The following is a 17,677-nucleotide window of genomic DNA, read 5'->3' on the forward strand; positions in this document are numbered from 1 at the left end:
CACTTCCCGTTTCCGTCCGCCAGCGCCGGTCCTCGAACCGGCGCGTTGCCCTCATGACGCACCCGATACCCAACATCCTGACGATCGCCGGCTCCGATTCGGGCGGCGGTGCAGGCATCCAGGCCGACCTGAAGACCTTTTCCGCGCTCGGCGCGTATGGCGCGAGCGTGATCACCGCGCTGACCGCGCAGAACACGCGCGGCGTGACGGGTGTGCATGCGCCGGACGCGGCGTTCGTGACCGCGCAACTCGACGCGGTGTTCGGCGACATCCGCATCGACGCGGTCAAGATCGGGATGCTCGCGAACGCGGCGATCGTGCACGCGGTGGCCGACGCGCTGCGCCGTTACGCGCCGCGCTTCGTCGTGCTCGACACGGTGATGATCTCGAAGAGCTCGCACGCGCTGCTCGCACCCGATGCCGTCGACGCGTTGCGCGATGCGCTGCTGCCGCTCGCGACGGTCGTGACGCCGAACCTGCCCGAAGCGGCCGCGCTGCTGAACGATGTGCCCGCCACCACCGAAGACGACATGGTCCGGCAAGGTCAGGCACTGTTACAGACGGGGGCGCGCGCCGTGCTGATGAAAGGCGGCCACCTGCCGGACGCGTCCGCGAGCCCCGACTGGCTCGTCGAAGCGACCCGCACCGTGCGGCTCGACGGCGCACGCGTGCCGGTCAGCAACACGCACGGTACCGGCTGCACGCTGTCGTCGGCGATCGCCGCGCTGCTGCCGCAGCAGCCCGACCTCGAAAGCGCGGTGCGCGAAGCCAAGACCTACCTGACCGGCGCGATCGCCGCGAGCGGCCACCTCGACGTCGGCCACGGCGTCGGCCCCGTCCATCACTTCCACCGCTGGTGGTGAACGCCGGCTGACGCGGCGTCAGTGCTCCTGCGCCGCGAACGCCTGGGCGCGCACCGGCCAGTCGTCCGGCACGACGAAGCCGCGCGCCGTTTCGCGCCACGTGCCGTCACTGCCCTTTTCATGGATGCCGATCAGCGCGGGCGCCTCGCGCGTCATCAATACCGGCGGCAGTTCCAGCGTGGCCGCCAGCGTGTCGGGTTCGAATCCGCTATCGGCGGCAGCCCGTCGCGGCGCTAACCACGCAAGCCGCGGCAACACGCTCCAGGCAACGCCGGCACCCTGCGCGGCCGCCCAGGCCGGCCACTGCGCGTGAGTCAGCCAGAAACCGTGCGGGTGATCCGGCGCGATTTCCGCGGACACCGGCGGCAACGGTGCGCCGTGCGGATAGAACAACCAGCCCTTGATGAACATCTGCGCATCGGACGGCGCACCGTAGCCGAGCCGCGCAAACCCGTCGCGATCGCCGAGCCGCAGCTGATGCTCGAGTAACCGAGTGCGCTTGCGGTCGAACCGGTCGACGAGGTTGGGGCCGACGAAATCGGCAAGCGATGCGCCGGCTTGCACCGGCGCGCACAGGTAGCACTTCACCGCGAGTTCCCAGTGCAGGCGCTGCCCGTCCGGTGCATCGACGAGAAAATCGACTTCGCCGAGCGTCTTGCCGTTGCTGCGCAGCGGCAGATTGGCCGCGACGAGCCGCAGCGACGGCCCGTGCGTCAGGAAATACTCGAGCAGGCATTCGGCGTAGCGGCCGAGCCGGGTGGGCCGGAAACCGTCGAGCGCGCGATGCAGCGGCTCGGGCTGCGCATCGAGCGCGGCGAGCCATGCTTCGACGGCCGACTGTCCCGCTGCATCCGGCCACGGGCGCGCCAGCGGCGCGTCCGGCACCGCGGTCAGCAGGCTCGGGCTGGCCAGCAGCCAGCCCAGATCCCGAACCGCGACGTCGTGCAGCGTATCGACGAATGCGTACGCCGCGCCGGTCGTCATTGCCCGGCCGGCCCGTTCGCGTCGCCGCCCTCTGCACGCCGGAACGTGTCGCGCGCGAGGCACAGGTCGGCCCACGCCTTCGACTTGTCCTGCAGGCTACGCAACAGGTACGCCGGATGGTAGGTCACGATCACCGGCACACCTTCGTACGCATGCGCGCGGCCGCGCAGCGACGCAATGCTCGCGTCCGTCTTCAGCAGCGTCTGCGCGGCGAAGCGGCCGAGCGCGACGATCAGCTTCGGCTTCACGAGCGCGACCTGGCGCTGCAGATATGGCTCGCAGCTCGCGACCTCGTCCGGCTCCGGATTGCGGTTGCCGGGCGGCCGGCACTTGATCACGTTCGCGATGTACACGTTGTCGCCGCGCTTGAGCGACAGCGAATGCAGCATGTTGTCGAGCAGCTTGCCGGCCTGGCCGACGAACGGCTCGCCCTGCTTGTCCTCGTTCTCGCCCGGCGCTTCGCCGATCAGCATCCAGTCCGCTTCGCGGTCGCCGACGCCGAACACGGTGTTGGTCCGCTTCTCGCACAGACCGCACAGCGTGCAGTCGGCCACGCGCGCGGCCAGCGCATCCCAGTCGAGCGCGGCAACCGGCGTACCGACGGGACGCGCTTCGGCCATCGGCACGGGATCGCCCGGCGGCGCCGCATCGAACCACGCGAAATCGTCGGGTCCGGCAGGCGGCATGTCGTCCATCGGCGGCATCGTGTCGATCGACGCGACCGGTGTAACCGGTGCAGGCGCGCGATCGCCGTCGTCGACGCGGCGCGACGGGGCGTCGGCCGGCTCGCGAGCGGGCGAAGCATCGACGCTCCGCGCCGCTGCGGGCGGTGCGTCGTCCTGCACCGGCGTACGCACGGTGCGCGCAGGCCGCTCGGTCGCGACGGCCGGTGCGGCGTCCACCGCACCGGGTTGCGCGGCGGCGTGCGCTTCGGCTGCCGCGCCCTCGTTCGTGCCTGCATCCGCGCCTTGCCCGCGCCGCACCCAGATCTGCGCGAGGCCCATTTCCTCGAGCGCCGCTTCAGCCCATGCCATGCGCGTCCCCTTCGTCCTTGTTCAGCGTCAGACGCATCACGATCGCGTCCTCCCGGCTGCGATGCTTCGCCGGGTAATAATTCTTGCGCCGGCCGATCGTCAAGAAGCCGAAACGCTCGTACAGATGGATCGCGCGCGGATTGGACGGCCGCACCTCGAGCAGCACGCCATCGAGCCCTTCCGCGCGCGTAATGCGCACGGCCTCGCGCAGCAGCGCCAGGCCCGCGCCCGCGCACTGCGCGGCCGGCGCGACGCACAGGTTCAGCAGGTGCATCTCGTCGACCACGGGCATCAGCACGCAATAGCCGATCAACGAACCCGTCACGTGCCGCAGGCACACGCCCAGATAGCCGTTGCGCAACGAATCCTCGAAGTTGCCGCGGCTCCACGGGAATTCGTACGCGACGTGCTCGATCGCGACGACCTCGTCGAGATCGGCATCCGTCATCGGCGCCAGATAGCGGTCGCTCAGCAGTACGCCCGTCATCCCTTCGCTCCGCCCGTCTGCGCGGCACGTGCCGCGACGCGCTCGGCAGTGGTCTGCGCGACCTTGTCGCGCACGTACTCCGGCGCGGCCTGATCGGCGGGCACCGCACGGCCGGCGCGGAACGCACGCAGGGCGGCATGGGCGACCGCCAGCGCGTGCGGCATCGCGTCGCCGTCGATCACGGCCGCGCGCGCCGCAGCCGGCAACTGCGCGCCGAACGCGGCGGCCGCATTGCCCGCAAGCGTGAACGGCACATCGGGCACGCCGACGGCGCCCGGCGCGTCGAGCGAAGCCGGATGCAGTGTGCGCCAGTCGCCGGTGCTGTCGTCCCACGCGAAATCCGCCCAGTAGGCTTCATCCATCCGTGCGTCCAGCGCGGCCAGCACGCGGGTCGTGCCAGGCGCGCGCAGCCGCGCGTGCTCGGCGCACGCGAGCAGCGTGCCGATCGGCACGACCGGCAGCCCGCGCCCGAACGCGAGACCCTGGGTGATGCCCGTCGCGGTACGCAGGCCCGTGAATGAGCCGGGGCCTGCGCCGAACGCGATCGCGTCGCAATCGGCGAGTGTCAGTCCCGATTCGGCGAAAAGGTCCTGGATGGCCGGCAGCACGCGCGTGCTCGACACGGCGCCCGTCAGCTCGTGGCGAACCCAGGTTTGCGGGGTGAAAACGGCGTCATCGGCATGGGCCGAGCGCAGCAGCGCGACCGAGCAGTATTCGGTCGACGTATCGATGGCGAGGAGCACTGTTTGCGTCATGGGCGACATTGTAATGCGGCGCCCCGCTCCCACGGGCGATCGGGCCCGATCCGTGCGTGTGCGCCGCACCGGGGGGCGGTTTGGAAGGATCGCTCGACCCCGCGCGGCGGTCCGCTTGTTAAGATCGCCCGACCTGAAACCCTTACGGAGACACCCGATGAGCGAACTCACCGCCCAATTCGACCAGGCCCAGATCGATGTCAAGCAACTGACGGAACGTCCGGGCAACCTGACCCTGCTGCGCCTGTACGCACTCTTCAAGCAGGCGACCGACGGCGATGCCCATGGCGACAAGCCGGGCTTCACCGACATCGTCGGCAAATACAAGTACGACGCCTGGGATGCGCTGAAGGGCACGTCGCAGGATGCGGCGAAGCAGCAGTACATCGAACTCGTCGAATCGCTGAAGAACGGCACGGCTTCCTGACCGAATCGCCCCCTGCCGCAATAGGCAATCAAATCAGTGGCGCAGCGCAGCAAATCTCTTTATAATGCTGCCTGCGTCATCTTCCGCGCTCGGCTCGCAAGCCGTTCCGGCCTGACGCCTCGTAGCGTTAAGCTCCAATCCGGTTTAGAACCTGTCCCCTCCTGCTTCGACCCTTGCGGTCGTCAACTAGGCTGGCGGCCTCGCTCCAGAAGCGCGCCGCACCCAAAACAGCTTCTAATGCCTCATCCGCCGACGGTTCGGCGGATTGCACCCGTTTCCCGATTTGCTCGCTGAATCCGACGACTTGGGTATGCGCGATTGGCGCCGACGTTTCACCCACTGTGTTTCAAGGATTGTTATGACTTCGAGCATCAACTCCAGCCCGCTCAACGCGATCGCCGACCAGGCGCTCGGTCTCGACGACGCCGCCGCACCGGCCGCGGTCGAACCGGCGTCGGACGAGCCGAACTTCGCGTCGCTCGGGTTGTCGCCGGAGATCGTCTCCGCGCTGCAGGCCGCCGGCTATGTGAAGCCGACGCCGGTCCAGCAGCGCGCGATTCCGGCCGGCATCGCCGGCCGTGACCTGCTGGTCTCGAGCCCGACCGGTTCGGGCAAGACCGCCGCATTCATGCTGCCCGCGATCGAACGTTTCGCGCAGCTCCAGAAGGCGCAGGCGCAGCAACCGCGCGCGCCGCGCGAACCGAACCAGGGCGACCGCCGCGCGCGCCGCCCGCAACCCGTCGCGCGCCCGGGCCTGCTCGTGCTGACGCCGACCCGTGAACTCGCGATGCAGGTCACCACGGCCGCAACGACCTACGGCAAGCACCTGAAGCGCCTGCGCACGGTCAGCATCCTCGGCGGCGTCGCCTACGGCCAGCAGCTGATGCTGCTCGCGAAGAACCCGGAAATCCTGGTTGCCACGCCGGGCCGTCTGCTCGACCACCTCGAGCGCGGCCGCATCGACCTGTCCGAGCTGAAGATGCTCGTGCTGGACGAAGCCGACCGCATGCTCGACATGGGCTTCATCGACGACATCGAAACGATCGTCGCCGCCACGCCCGAGTCGCGCCAGACGATGCTGTTCTCGGCCACGCTCGACGGCAAGATCGGTTCGCTGACGAGCCGCCTGCTGAAGGATCCGGAACGCATCGAGATCCAGCAGCGCCTCGAGTCGCGCGCGAACATCGCGCAGACCGTGCACTACGTCGACGACCGCGACCACAAGGATCGCCTGCTCGATCACCTGCTGCGCGACGACGCGCTCGACCAGGCGATCATCTTCACGGCGACCAAGATCGACGCCGACCAGCTCGCCGGCCGTCTCGCCGACGCAGGCTTCGAATCGGCCGCGCTGCACGGCGACCTGCCGCAGGGCGCGCGTAACCGCACGATCCGTGCGCTGCGCGAGCGCCGTGTGCGCGTGCTGGTGGCCACCGACGTCGCGGCACGCGGCATCGACATCCCGGGCATCACGCACGTGTTCAACTACGACCTGCCGAAGTTCGCGGAAGACTACGTGCACCGTATCGGCCGTACGGGCCGTGCAGGCCGTTCGGGCACGGCCGTGAGCCTCGTGCACCACGCCGAGCAAGGCGCGCTCAAGCGCATCGAGCGTTTCGTGCGCGCGCCGCTGCCGGTCAACGTGATCGAAGGCTTCGAGCCGCGCAAGGCGCCCCCGCGCAACGGCGGCACCGGTGGCCGCGGCCGTCCGGGCGGCGGTAACGGCGGTCGTCGTTTCGGCGGCAAGCCGGGCGGCGGTTATGGCGGCAACGGTAACGGCAACGGCCGCAGCTACGGCGGCGGCAATGGCGGCGGCTGGAGCGGCAAGCCGGGCGGCAGCCGTGACGGCGGCCCGCGTCGCGACGGCCAGCGCAGCGGCGGCCCGCGTCGCAGCAACTCCGCGTCGTAAGGACGCACGGGCGGCCATCTGCCGCCCTCCGGAGGGCAGGCCCGCGGATAACCGCCCTGCCCATCCAGCCAACCGGCGCATCCGCGCCGGTTTTTTTTCGCCCCGCCCCACATTTCACGATGCGGAAAATTTTTTTGTGTCGTAAAAAATCATGCTGCGCGGCACAACCCGGGCGATTGCGGGATGGGAAAAAGCATTTCTTATCTCGAAATTATGGTTTCAAGATATTGATTTAAAACAACTAAAATTTTACCCCACTCATCAGCCGGCCCCCTGTCCTGCTCCAGTCGATTTGCCTAGACTCTTATACAAGACCTCACGAACCGGAACACACCGCTCCCGGCTTCGAGAACAGCCTCAACACCGTCAGAGTCAACCCATCAGGCATCGCACCGCATCAAGGAGCTCATCATGTCGCGACAGCAACAGGCACAGGAACTGCAACAGCAATGGGAAACCGATCCGCGCTGGAAGGGCATCAAGCGCAGCTACTCGGCTGAAGACGTCGTCCGCCTGCGTGGTTCGATCCCGATCGAGCACACGCTCGCCAAGCGCGGTGCGGAAAAACTGTGGAGCCTCGTCAACAACGAGCCGTTCGTCAACGCACTCGGCGCACTGACCGGCAACCAGGCGATGCAGCAGGTGAAGGCCGGCCTGAAGGCGATCTACCTGTCCGGCTGGCAAGTGGCCGGCGACGCGAACGTCGCGGGCGAAATGTACCCGGACCAGTCGCTGTACCCGGCAAACTCGGTGCCGCTCGTCGTGAAGCGCATCAACAACACGCTGACGCGCGCCGACCAGATCCAGTGGTCGGAAGGCAAGAACCCGGGCGACGAAGGCTATGTCGACTTCTTCGCACCGATCGTCGCCGACGCGGAAGCCGGTTTCGGCGGCGTGCTGAACGCGTTCGAACTGATGAAGGCGATGATCGAAGCCGGCGCGTCGGGCGTGCACTTCGAGGACCAGCTCGCTTCGGTGAAGAAGTGCGGCCACATGGGCGGCAAGGTGCTCGTGCCGACGCGCGAGGCCGTCGCGAAGCTGTCGGCTGCGCGTCTCGCGGCCGACGTGATGGGCACGTCGACCGTGCTGGTCGCCCGCACCGACGCGGAAGCAGCCGACCTGATCACGTCCGACGTCGACGACAACGACAAGCCGTTCCTGACGGGCGAGCGCACGGTGGAAGGCTTCTTCCGCACGAAGCCGGGCATCGAGCAGGCGATCTCGCGCGGTCTCGCGTACGCGCCGTACGCCGACCTGGTCTGGTGCGAAACGGGCAAGCCGGATCTCGAGTACGCGAAGAAGTTCGCGGAAGCGATCCACAAGCAGTTCCCGGGCAAGCTGCTGTCGTACAACTGCTCGCCGTCGTTCAACTGGAAGAAGAACCTCGACGACGCGACGATCGCGAAGTTCCAGAAGGAGCTCGGCGCGATGGGCTACAAGTTCCAGTTCATCACGCTGGCCGGCTTCCATGCGCTGAACTACTCGATGTTCAACCTCGCGCACGGCTATGCCCGCACGCAGATGAGCGCGTTCGTCGAACTGCAGCAGGCCGAGTTCGCGGCAGCGGACAAGGGCTTCACGGCGGTCAAGCACCAGCGCGAAGTCGGCACCGGCTACTTCGACGCCGTGACGCAGACGGTCGAGCGCGAAGCATCGACCACCGCGCTGCACGGCTCGACCGAAGACGAGCAGTTCTTCGACGGCAAGAAGGTCGCGTAAGCCGCAAAGCACGACGCGCCACGCGTCATGCCGATGCCCGCCCCGTCTCGCGACGGCGCGGCATCGGCCACCGAACAACAATCAGGGAGGAGACGGCAGGCGCGCGATACCGATCGCGCGACCGGCCGCGCGGCCTGCGGGCCGCCAGCAACGACGCGCGCCGGCTCCGTCCGGCGCGCCCTTTTTCCAGGGCGCCGCCCTACCGATACACGATCACCGGAATTTTCGTATGGGTCAGCACGCGCTGCGTCTCGCTGCCGATCAGCAAGCTGCCGAGCCCGCGGCGTCCGTGGGACGCCATGAAGATCACGTCGCAGCCGCCGCGTTCGGCCGCCTCGATGATGCCGAGATACGGCGACGGATGCACGCTCGTCCAGGTGTCGCAATCGACGCCGGCCGCCTTCGCGGCCGATTCGACCTCGTCGAGGTGCGCACGCGCCTCGCGCTCGCTGCGCGCCCGGAAATCGGCGGGCGGCTCGATGATCACTTCGGAAAACGGCGAGTACGGATACTGCGGCAGGCACGCGTAGGCCGTGACCCGCGCACCGACCGCGCGCGCCAGGTCGATCGCGCCGTCGATCGCCTTCTGCGACAGTTCGGAACCGTCGGTTGGAACGAGGATGTGCCGGAACATCGCGCCCTCCTTCGTCAATCGCACTCCGCGCGCCGCACGTCCGGGCGGTCCGGCTGCGTCGCGTGGGGCATGCCTGTTTCGATTGTAGGACGTGAAAACACGCGGCCGGGCCGCGCAGCGGGTTCGCCCTCATATCGGAAACGCGCGGCTGGCCGCCGCCTACTCGCCCCAATAACCGGGCCGCTCGTACGTGTGCTTCAGGTAATCGAGAAACAGCCGCACGCGCAGCGGCAGATGCCGACGTTGCGGAAACACCGCGTGGATGCCGATCGGCGGGGCGGCGAATGCGTCGAGCACGCTGACGAGCCGGCCGGCCGCGATGTCCTCGCCGACCTCCCACCACGAGCGCCACGCCAGGCCGTGGCCTTCGAGGCACCACTCGTGCAGCACCGCACCGTCCGAGCACTCCATCGTGCCGTTCACGCGGATCGACACGACCTTGTCGTCCTCCTGGAACACCCAGCCGCGTTGCTGGTTCGCGTTTGCCGCGAGCGCGAGGCAGTTGTGCCGCGCCAGCTCGGCAAGCGTGACCGGCGTGCCGCGTCGAGCCAAATACGCGGGCGAAGCGACGCACACGCGACGGTTCTCGCCGAGCTTCAGCGACACGAGCGACGAGTCGGGCAGCTCGCCGAGCCGCACCGCGCAATCGAACCCCTCGTTGACGAGGTCGACCATCCGGTCGGACAGGTCGAGCGTGACCGAGACATCCGGATGCCCGACGCTGAATTCGGGCACGAGCGGCGCGACGTGCCGCCGGCCGAAGCCGGCCGGCGCCGAGATGCGCAGGTGGCCGCTCGCCTTGACGCCGCCGGCGGACACGCTCGCCTCCGCGTTCTGCATGTCGTTGATGACACGCTGGCAATCCTCGAGGAACGCCGAGCCCTCGAACGTCAGCGTGAGCTTGCGCGTCGTGCGCACCAGCAGCTTCACGCCAAGCCGCTCCTCGAGCGCGTCGAGCCGGCGGCCGATGATCGCCGGCGCGACCCCTTCCGCGTGCGCGGCCGCCGACAGGCTGCCCTTTGCCGCGACCGCGGCGAACGTTTCGATCTGCTTGAATCGGTCCATGACTCGCGGGGGCGGCTCCGCTGCCCTTCAAATAGCTTAAACCGCTCAAGATTAGGTAGATGAAAGTAAAAGATCAAGTGATGTTTAGCGTCTTTTTTAGCACATACGATCACGAATAGAATTCACCTGACCTCTGAAACTGGAGCGCAAGGCTATGTCGGCCACAACGACACTCTCCTCTCCCGACGCAATCCTCTTCGACGCATTCGGCACGTTGTTCGACGTGCGTGCGGTCCTGGCCGCGGCGGAGCAGATGTTTCCCGGTCACGGGGAACGGTTGTCGCAGTTGTGGCGACGCAAGCAAATCGAATACTCGCAACTGCGCACGCTCGCCGATCCGGCCGGCGCCCGCTATCGCCCGTTCCGGGACATCACGCTCGACGCGCTGCGCTTCGCCGCGCGTCGGCTCGGGCTCGCGCTGAACAGCGCGGCCGAGAAGCGGCTGATGGACGAATACGCGTGCCTGTCCACCTATCCCGATACGGTGCCGGCGCTGCGCAAGCTGCGCGCGCTCGATCCGCGCCCGCCACTCGGGATCCTGTCGAACGGCACGCCGCAGATGCTCGACATCGCGATCAAGAGCGCCGGCATGTCCGGGCTGTTCGATCGCGTGCTGTCCGCCGACACCGTACGCGCGTACAAGCCGAGCCCCGCCGCCTACGCGCTCGGCACCGACGCGTTCGGACCGAACCGGCGCGGCATCGTGTTCGTGTCGTCGAACGCGTGGGACGTCGCCGGCGCCGTCTGGTTCGGCTACACGACGTTCTGGCTCAACCGCACGGGCGCGCCCGCCGAGGAACTCGGCGCGCCGCCCGACGGCACCGGCACCGGCATGGCCGACCTGCTCGCATTCCTCGCCACCCCGGCTCCGTCCGGCAGACCCGCAAACCGCACGCGCCCCAGCCCGGGTGCATGACGTTCGCAGCGCTGCCGCCTTCCCCCTTCACCGAAACCGCAACTGACCGACCAAGGAGATGAGACTCATGAGCACCCCGATCACGCTGCCGCAAGGCATGGCGATCACCGGCGAAATCAAGCCGGGTTACGAAGCAATCCTGACGCCCGAAGCGCTCGCACTCGTTGCCGCGCTGCACCGCACGTTCGAGCCGCGCCGCCAGGCGCTGCTGCAGGCGCGCGTCGAGCGCACGAAACGCCTCGACGCGGGCGAGCGCCCCGACTTCCTGGCCGAGACGAAGGCGATCCGCGAAGGCGACTGGAAGGTCGCGCCGCTGCCGGCCGACCTGCAATGCCGCCGTGTCGAGATCACGGGCCCCGTCGAGCGCAAGATGATCATCAACGCGCTGAACTCGGGCGCCGATTCGTACATGACGGACTTCGAGGATTCGAACGCGCCGAGCTGGACGAACCAGATCGACGGCCAGATCAACCTGAAGGACGCGGTGCGCCGCACGATCTCGCTCGAGCAGAACGGCAAGTCGTACCGGCTGAACGACAAGGTCGCGACGCTGATCGTGCGTCCGCGCGGCTGGCACCTCGACGAGAAGCACGTGACGGTCGACGGCCAGCGCGTGTCCGGCGGCATCTTCGATTTCGCGCTGTTCCTGTTCCACAACGCGAAGGAACTGCTCGCGCGCGGCTCGGGCCCGTACTTCTACCTGCCGAAGATGGAAAGCCATCTCGAAGCGCGCCTGTGGAACGACATCTTCGTCGCCGCGCAGGAAGGCGTCGGCGTGCCGCGCGGCACGATCCGCGCGACGGTGCTGATCGAGACGATCCTCGCCGCGTTCGAGATGGACGAAATCCTGTACGAACTGCGCGAACACAGCTCGGGCCTGAACGCCGGCCGCTGGGACTACATCTTCTCGGCCATCAAGAAGTTCAAGAACGACCGCGACTTCTGCCTCGCCGAGCGTTCGAAGATCACGATGACGGTGCCGTTCATGCGCGCGTACGCGCTGCTGCTGCTGAAGACCTGCCACAAGCGCAATGCGCCGGCGATCGGCGGGATGAGCGCGCTGATCCCGATCAAGAACGATCCGGAAGCGAACGACAAGGCGATGGGCGGCGTGCGCTCGGACAAGCAGCGCGACGCGACCGACGGCTACGACGGCGGCTGGGTGGCCCACCCGGGCCTCGTGCCGATCGCGATGGAAGAGTTCGTCAAGGTGCTCGGCGACAAGCCGAACCAGATCGCGAAGCAGCGCGACGACGTGCAGGTCGAAGGCAAGAACCTGCTCGACTTCCAGCCGGAAGCGCCGATCACCGAAGCCGGCCTGCGCAACAACATCAACGTCGGCATCCACTACCTCGGCGCATGGCTCGACGGCAACGGGTGCGTGCCGATCCACAACCTGATGGAAGACGCGGCTACGGCCGAAATCTCCCGTTCGCAGGTGTGGCAATGGATCCGCTCGCCGAAGGGCGCGCTCGACGACGGTCGCAAGGTCACCGCCGAACTCGTGCGTGAACTTTCGAAGGCCGAACTCGACAACGTGAAGCGCTCGGTCGGCGGCAACACGCAGCCGTACGAGCGCGCCGCGGCGATCTTCGAGCAGATGTCGACGTCGGAAGGCTTCACCGAATTCCTGACGCTGCCGCTGTACGAGGAAATCTGACGTAGTTGCGCGCCTCGACCGGGGCCGACCCTGCGTCGGCGTCGGTCGCGTGCGATGACGGCATCAAAAAAGCGCCCCGAGGGGCGCTTCTTCTTTTGCGACAGGATCCGCTACCGCGGCTGCCGCACAACCCGTCACACCGCTTCCCGCTCGCGCCGGTGCTGAACCCAGTCGCCTGACGCGATGCGCGGACGCCCGGCAATCGCGTGCGCGGCGACCGGATAGTAAAGGCAGGCGTACTGCCGGCCGCCGAGCTCGACGGTCACGTCTTCCGGCTTGAACAGCGAGTCGACGCCCGGATACACGCGCTCGATCTCGTCGAGCACGGGAACGAGCCGGTCGTCGACCTCGTAGACGTCGCCCCATACCAGCGACTTGCCGGCCGACCCGGCAATCATTCCCGGATACGTACCGAAATCGTACAGTTCGCCCGGCAGCGCGGCGGCGCCGAGCAGCGTCGGCGCGGCAATCCCGTGCCGGGCGGCCGCGTGGTCGATGTCGTTGGCCTCCCCGTTTCTCAAGGTGCCGTAGACGAATACGTAGCGCATCGTGGTTCTCCTCTTTGATTCGTATGTTGTCGTGTTCGCACGCGATTCGTGGCGAAACCGCCCGCGCATCGATAGACCACGATACCGGCCGAATGGTTCGAACCCGCCAGCGCGCGCGGCCCCGGGGCAGTCCGGAAATCGCCGGAGCCCCACACAAAGTTCATTTGAACGCGGCATGATCGCCCGACAAACCGCCGCGTGCACTTTCGCGGCGCCTTCTACAATAACGACATCGCCGCCGCGCTGCCCGAATCGTCCATGAACCCGCCGTTCCAAGCCGACGTACCGAACCCGTACGTCATCGACATTCCGCCCGAATTCGCGCCGACCGCCGTCCATCCGATGCGCGTGCGCGCGCGGCAGGTCGATACCGGGCACCGCATCCCGCTGCATACGCACGCGTGGGCGCAGCTCGCGTACGCGTCGCGCGGCGTGCTGCGCGTCGCGACGACCGGCACGACCTGGATGGTGCCGCCATCCCGCGCGATCTGGGTGCCGCCGCGCGTGACGCACGAGGTCGTGATCGTCGAAGAGGCGTATCTGCGCACGCTGTATATCGACGAGTCGATCGTGCCGGACGGGCTCGACGCGTGCCGCGTCGTCGAAGTGACGGGACTCCTGCGCGAACTGATCGTCGCACTCGACGCGCGCGACCTGAGCACCACGCGCGAGCGCCTGCTGTGCGGGCTCGTGCTCGACGAGCTGAGTCACGCCGAGCCGCTGCCGCTCGCGGTGCCGATGCCCGACGAAAAAAGGCTGCGCATGCTGTGCGAATCGGTCCTCGCGCATCCGGCCCACGCGGAGTCGCTCGAGCATTGGGCCGGCGAGGTCGGCGCCAGCACGCGCACGATTTCGCGGCTCTTCAAGCAGGAACTGGGGGTGAGCTTTTCGCAGTGGCGCCAGCAGGCGCTGCTGGCGCGGGCCATTCCGCTGCTGAACCAGGGGCGCCCGCTGTCGCATATCGCGCGCGAACTCGGCTACCAGAGCCAGAGCGCGTTTTCGGCGATGTTCAGGCGTGCATTCGGCGAAAGCCCGCGCGCATTCATGCTGCGCGGCTACGAGCACCGCGGCCCGGAAGGCAGCCGCGCGGACGACGAAATGCCGGACGATGACGCGATCGACGCTGCCCGCTGAACGCGTCGCTTCAGGTCGTCAGGACTTCAGACAGGTCGCACCATGTGGCGGATCGAGCCCAGTTGCGCGAGCCGCGACCCAGCAACCTGATAGCCCATGCGCAGGTAGAGACGCGCGGCCGGATTGTCGACGAACACGCGCAGTTGCAGTTCGTGCAGCCCGCGCGCACGCGCCCAGCGGTGCGACATGTCGAGCATGTAGGTGCCGGCGCCCTGCCCGCGATGACCGGCCGCGATCTGCACGTCGCGGATGTGCAGCGAGTCGCCCTCCTCGGTCACGCGCAGCACGCCGATGCGCTCGCCGTCGGCCTCGAGGATGAAGTTCTCGGATTCGCGCCAGCTCGCGTAGAACAGGTCGCTGCGCCACACGAGCCCATGGCGCTTGTAGTAACCGCCCATGTTGCCGTGCGTCAGCGCTTCGGCAAACGGAAAATCGCCAGCCTCCGCGGGCCGGAGCTGATACAGGAGTCGCAGGTCGGTCGGATCGAGCATCGCGCAGGGGTCAAGAACGCATCCCGCCACGATAGCGCAGTCGCGTGCGGATGCAATCGCGGATTTCTCGTAGCGGCTCGACACCGGATGACCGGAGGTTACGCGGCCAGCGGGCGCAACCGGAAACGCAAATGAAAAAGCCCGCACAAGGCGGGCTTCTTCATTTTTTTGGCGGAGCGGACGGGACTCGCCTACATCCTGCAGGCCGCGGCTGCGCTTGCAAGCGCAGCCCTTCGAGTCCCGCCGGAAGCTGCGCAGGCAGCTTCCTCCACTCCGCAGTCATGCGCCCGCAAGCGGGCACAGCCGGAAACGCAAATGAAAAAGCCCGCACAAGGCGGGCTTCTTCATTTTTTTGGCGGAGCGGACGGGACTCGAACCCGCGACCCCCGGCGTGACAGGCCGGTATTCTAACCGACTGAACTACCGCTCCAGTCTTGCTACTTGCCTGGCAGGCGTCGGTTGCTTCCTGCCGGCGCATCGTTTGTTCGAACGACGCCGAAATCTGGCGTCCCCTAGGGGATTCGAACCCCTGTACTCACCGTGAAAGGGTGATGTCCTAGGCCTCTAGACGAAGGGGACAACGTACTGCTTACATCTTTAATGCAAAAGCCCGTTCAAAAATCGTTCTTTGAACGGGCTTCGTTCTGGCGGAGCGGACGGGGCTCGAACCCGCGACCCCCGGCGTGACAGGCCGGTATTCTAACCAACTGAACTACCGCTCCAGCTTTCTTGCTCGCACCTGCAGGACATCGTCACGTTCCTGCAGGTGTTGCGACACTTCGATGAAACGCCGCTGAATCTGGCGTCCCCTAGGGGATTCGAACCCCTGTACTCACCGTGAAAGGGTGATGTCCTAGGCCTCTAGACGAAGGGGACAACGTACTGCTTACATCCTTAATACAAAAGCCCGCTCAAAAACGTCTTGAACGGGCTTCGTTCTGGCGGAGCGGACGGGACTCGAACCCGCGACCCCCGGCGTGACAGGCCGGTATTCTAACCGACTGAACTACCGCTCCAGCTTTCTTACCCTCACCCGCAGGACGTCGGTTACGTTCCTGCAAGCGTTGCGACATTTCTACGAAACGCCGCTGAATCTGGCGTCCCCTAGGGGATTCGAACCCCTGTACTCACCGTGAAAGGGTGATGTCCTAGGCCTCTAGACGAAGGGGACAAAATCTTTTCAGATCTGTCTGACTTTCGCTATTCACTTTTCAATCAACAGCGAAGGCCGAAATTCTAACTGCTTTAAATCATTTTGTGAAGCATTTATTACTACCCGTGCTTCGCAAATCAACTCAGCTTGTTCTGATGGTGGAGGTAAGCGGGATCGAACCGCTGACCTCTTGCATGCCATGCAAGCGCTCTCCCAGCTGAGCTATACCCCCTTGCAGAACAGAAATGAGATTATATGGAGCTACTTCGAACTTGTAAATACCCTTTTTGCGATTCGAACGGAATTTTTTGCGAAGCTGCCGCGATGTCACGCACGGGCAGCTTCGCTCGCCCCCGAACCTCAGGCCAGCGCCGCCTCGATGCGCGACACCACGACATCGCGGCCGAACAGCACGAGCACCGCATCGATCGACGGCGTATGCGTCGTACCCGCCACCAGCAGACGCACCGGCATCGCCAGTTGCGGCATCTTCAGCTTGTGCGTGCCGAGCGTCGACTTCAACGCGGCGGACACGGCCTCCTTCGTCCAGTCGGCCGCCTTCAGCGCCGCGACGAGATCGGCCAGCGCCGGACGCACCGCATCGGTCACGTGCTGCGCGAGCGCGTCGGCTTCCGGTGCCGGCACACGATAGAACATCGCGGCGCCTTCCGCGATCTCCTTGACCGTCGTCGCACGATCCTTCATCAGCCCGACCACCGCTTCGAGCGCAGGGCCCGTCGCGATCGCCGCATCGTCGATGCCGAGGGCGGAGAGGAACGGCTTCGCCAGCTCGGCGAGGCGCGCGTTGTCGGCTTCCTTGATGTAATGCGCGTTCAGCCAGCTCAGCTTGCTGTGGTCGTACTGCGCGGGCGACTTGCCGAGATGCTCGAGATCGAACCATTCGACGAACTGCTCGCGCGAGAAGATCTCGGCGTCGCCGTGCGACCAGCCGAGGCGCGCGAGATAGTTGACGACGGCTTCAGGCAGGAAGCCCGCGTCGCGATACGCCATCACGCTCATCGCGCCATGCCGCTTGCTCATCTTCTCGCCCTGCTCGTTCAGCACGGTCGGCAGGTGCGCATAGACGGGCGGCTCGCCGCCGAGCGCATTCAGGATGTTGATCTGGCGCGGCGTGTTGTTCACGTGGTCGTCGCCACGGATCACGTGCGTGATGCCCATGTCCATGTCGTCCACCACCACGCAGAAGTTGTAGATCGGCGTGCCGTCCGGGCGCGCGATCACGAGGTCGTCGAGCTCCTCGTTCGAGATCTCGACACGCCCCTTCACCGCGTCGTCCCACACGACCGTGCCGGTCAACGGATTGCGGAAACGCAGCACCGGCTTCACGCCGGCCGGCGGCTCCGGCAGCACCTTGCCGGGCTCCGGACGCCACGTGCCGTCGTAGCGCGGCTTCAGGCCGGCCTCGCGCTGGCGTTCGCGCAGCGCGTCGAGCTCCTCGGCCGACATGTAGCACGAGTACGCGAGGCCCTTCTCGAGCATCTGCGCAAGCACCTCGCGATAGCGGTCCATCCGCTGCATCTGGTAGATCGGGCCTTCGTCGAAATCCAGGCCGAGCCATTGCATCCCTTCGAGGATCGCGTCGACCGCTTCCTGCGACGAACGCTCGACGTCGGTATCCTCGATGCGCAGCACGAACGTGCCCTTCATCTTGCGGGCGAACGCCCACGGATAGAGCGCGGAGCGGATGTTGCCGAGGTGGATGAAGCCGGTGGGGCTCGGCGCGAAGCGGGTACGGACAGGACGGGTCATAAACGGTAACTCGAACGCCTGGGGCGCATGAATGATTCGACGCGGGATCGACGGCGGCAGCCCGGACAGCAACGGGGCCGGCGACGCCCGGAACGGGAAAGAAGCCGGAATTATACTCGCGCCGGACA

Annotated in this window: 16 protein-coding genes and 7 tRNA genes; 7 read left to right on the forward strand and 16 right to left on the reverse strand. The window is 66.8% G+C overall.

Features of this window, described 5'->3' with window-relative positions; genetic code table 11:
- Positions 1 to 53: 53 nt before the first annotated feature.
- Positions 54 to 863: a bifunctional hydroxymethylpyrimidine kinase/phosphomethylpyrimidine kinase gene (thiD, locus tag CFB43_RS11490; RefSeq protein ID WP_089425702.1), complete on the forward strand. Its 810-nt coding sequence runs from the start codon at positions 54 to 56 to the stop codon at positions 861 to 863.
- Between the two features lie 18 nt (positions 864 to 881).
- Here thiD and CFB43_RS11495 read toward each other — a convergent pair whose 3' ends face one another.
- From CFB43_RS11495 to tsaB, 4 genes are read right to left on the reverse strand one after another with little or no spacing between them, the layout of a single operon-like run.
- Positions 882 to 1,847, reverse strand: a complete 966-nt coding sequence (locus CFB43_RS11495; protein ID WP_089495114.1) for a DUF1853 family protein — start codon at positions 1,845 to 1,847, stop codon at positions 882 to 884.
- Positions 1,844 to 2,881, reverse strand: coding sequence for a uracil-DNA glycosylase (locus tag CFB43_RS11500; protein WP_089495115.1), 1,038 nt, complete (start codon positions 2,879 to 2,881; stop codon positions 1,844 to 1,846). The genes CFB43_RS11495 and CFB43_RS11500 overlap by 4 nt, the downstream gene beginning before the upstream one ends.
- Positions 2,868 to 3,368: a ribosomal protein S18-alanine N-acetyltransferase gene (gene rimI / locus CFB43_RS11505; protein ID WP_089495116.1), complete on the reverse strand. Its 501-nt coding sequence runs from the start codon at positions 3,366 to 3,368 to the stop codon at positions 2,868 to 2,870. Before rimI ends, CFB43_RS11500 begins: the two co-directional genes overlap by 14 nt.
- Complete coding sequence (gene tsaB / locus CFB43_RS11510) at positions 3,365 to 4,132, reverse strand: tRNA (adenosine(37)-N6)-threonylcarbamoyltransferase complex dimerization subunit type 1 TsaB (protein ID WP_089495117.1); 768 nt, start codon at positions 4,130 to 4,132, stop codon at positions 3,365 to 3,367. The genes rimI and tsaB overlap by 4 nt, the downstream gene beginning before the upstream one ends.
- Positions 4,133 to 4,280: 148 nt before the next feature.
- On the opposite strand from tsaB, the gene CFB43_RS11515 reads away from it, so the two are divergent.
- The 3 genes from CFB43_RS11515 to aceA all read left to right on the forward strand — a co-directional run bounded on the left by CFB43_RS11515 (position 4,281) and on the right by aceA (position 8,178).
- Positions 4,281 to 4,550: an acyl-CoA-binding protein gene (locus tag CFB43_RS11515; protein WP_011352486.1), complete on the forward strand. Its 270-nt coding sequence runs from the start codon at positions 4,281 to 4,283 to the stop codon at positions 4,548 to 4,550.
- Between the two features lie 358 nt (positions 4,551 to 4,908).
- Positions 4,909 to 6,459 (forward strand): DEAD/DEAH box helicase, encoded by a 1,551-nt coding sequence (locus CFB43_RS11520; protein ID WP_089495118.1) that lies wholly within the window; start codon positions 4,909 to 4,911, stop codon positions 6,457 to 6,459.
- Positions 6,460 to 6,870: 411 nt separating this feature from the next.
- Positions 6,871 to 8,178, forward strand: coding sequence for an isocitrate lyase (gene aceA, locus CFB43_RS11525; protein ID WP_089456438.1), 1,308 nt, complete (start codon positions 6,871 to 6,873; stop codon positions 8,176 to 8,178).
- Between the two features lie 199 nt (positions 8,179 to 8,377).
- Here the strand turns inward: aceA and CFB43_RS11530 are convergent, their stop codons facing one another.
- Both CFB43_RS11530 and CFB43_RS11535 read right to left on the reverse strand, forming a co-directional pair.
- Positions 8,378 to 8,812: a universal stress protein gene (locus tag CFB43_RS11530; RefSeq protein ID WP_031399397.1), complete on the reverse strand. Its 435-nt coding sequence runs from the start codon at positions 8,810 to 8,812 to the stop codon at positions 8,378 to 8,380.
- Positions 8,813 to 8,971: 159 nt separating this feature from the next.
- The gene (locus CFB43_RS11535; RefSeq protein ID WP_089495119.1) at positions 8,972 to 9,877 is read right to left on the reverse strand and encodes a LysR family transcriptional regulator; all 906 of its coding nucleotides are present in this window, start codon (positions 9,875 to 9,877) and stop codon (positions 8,972 to 8,974) included.
- Between the two features lie 154 nt (positions 9,878 to 10,031).
- Here CFB43_RS11535 and CFB43_RS11540 point away from each other — a divergent pair, with 154 nt between their 5' ends.
- Both CFB43_RS11540 and aceB read left to right on the forward strand, forming a co-directional pair.
- Complete coding sequence (locus CFB43_RS11540; RefSeq protein ID WP_011352491.1) at positions 10,032 to 10,793, forward strand: haloacid dehalogenase type II; 762 nt, start codon at positions 10,032 to 10,034, stop codon at positions 10,791 to 10,793.
- Between the two features lie 67 nt (positions 10,794 to 10,860).
- The gene (aceB, locus tag CFB43_RS11545) at positions 10,861 to 12,453 is read left to right on the forward strand and encodes a malate synthase A (RefSeq protein ID WP_089495120.1); all 1,593 of its coding nucleotides are present in this window, start codon (positions 10,861 to 10,863) and stop codon (positions 12,451 to 12,453) included.
- 134 nt (positions 12,454 to 12,587) lie between these two features.
- On the opposite strand, the gene CFB43_RS11550 is transcribed toward aceB, so the two are convergent.
- The gene (locus CFB43_RS11550) at positions 12,588 to 13,001 is read right to left on the reverse strand and encodes a gamma-glutamylcyclotransferase family protein (protein WP_089495121.1); all 414 of its coding nucleotides are present in this window, start codon (positions 12,999 to 13,001) and stop codon (positions 12,588 to 12,590) included.
- 258 nt (positions 13,002 to 13,259) lie between these two features.
- Between CFB43_RS11550 and CFB43_RS11555 the strand changes: the two genes are divergently transcribed.
- On the forward strand, positions 13,260 to 14,135 hold the full coding sequence (locus CFB43_RS11555; protein ID WP_089495311.1) for an AraC family transcriptional regulator: 876 nt from the start codon (positions 13,260 to 13,262) through the stop codon (positions 14,133 to 14,135).
- Positions 14,136 to 14,161: 26 nt separating this feature from the next.
- On the opposite strand, the gene CFB43_RS11560 is transcribed toward CFB43_RS11555, so the two are convergent.
- From CFB43_RS11560 to gltX, 9 genes are all read right to left on the reverse strand, one after another.
- Positions 14,162 to 14,626, reverse strand: coding sequence for a GNAT family N-acetyltransferase (locus CFB43_RS11560; protein ID WP_027787064.1), 465 nt, complete (start codon positions 14,624 to 14,626; stop codon positions 14,162 to 14,164).
- Positions 14,627 to 14,979: 353 nt separating this feature from the next.
- Positions 14,980 to 15,056 (reverse strand) — tRNA-Asp (locus CFB43_RS11565).
- A 73-nt stretch (positions 15,057 to 15,129) separates the two neighbouring features.
- Positions 15,130 to 15,205 (reverse strand) — tRNA-Glu (locus CFB43_RS11570).
- 66 nt (positions 15,206 to 15,271) lie between these two features.
- Positions 15,272 to 15,348: transfer RNA gene (locus CFB43_RS11575), tRNA-Asp, on the reverse strand.
- 78 nt (positions 15,349 to 15,426) lie between these two features.
- Positions 15,427 to 15,502, reverse strand: a tRNA-Glu gene (locus CFB43_RS11580).
- Positions 15,503 to 15,565: 63 nt separating this feature from the next.
- Positions 15,566 to 15,642, reverse strand: a tRNA-Asp gene (locus tag CFB43_RS11585).
- 79 nt (positions 15,643 to 15,721) lie between these two features.
- Positions 15,722 to 15,797: transfer RNA gene (locus CFB43_RS11590), tRNA-Glu, on the reverse strand.
- A 138-nt stretch (positions 15,798 to 15,935) separates the two neighbouring features.
- Positions 15,936 to 16,011, reverse strand: a tRNA-Ala gene (locus tag CFB43_RS11595).
- 128 nt (positions 16,012 to 16,139) lie between these two features.
- Positions 16,140 to 17,549 (reverse strand): glutamate--tRNA ligase, encoded by a 1,410-nt coding sequence (gene gltX, locus CFB43_RS11600; protein WP_089495122.1) that lies wholly within the window; start codon positions 17,547 to 17,549, stop codon positions 16,140 to 16,142.
- Positions 17,550 to 17,677 lie beyond the last annotated feature (128 nt).

This window comes from Burkholderia sp. AU15512 (assembly GCF_002223325.1).
Classification (GTDB): domain Bacteria; phylum Pseudomonadota; class Gammaproteobacteria; order Burkholderiales; family Burkholderiaceae; genus Burkholderia.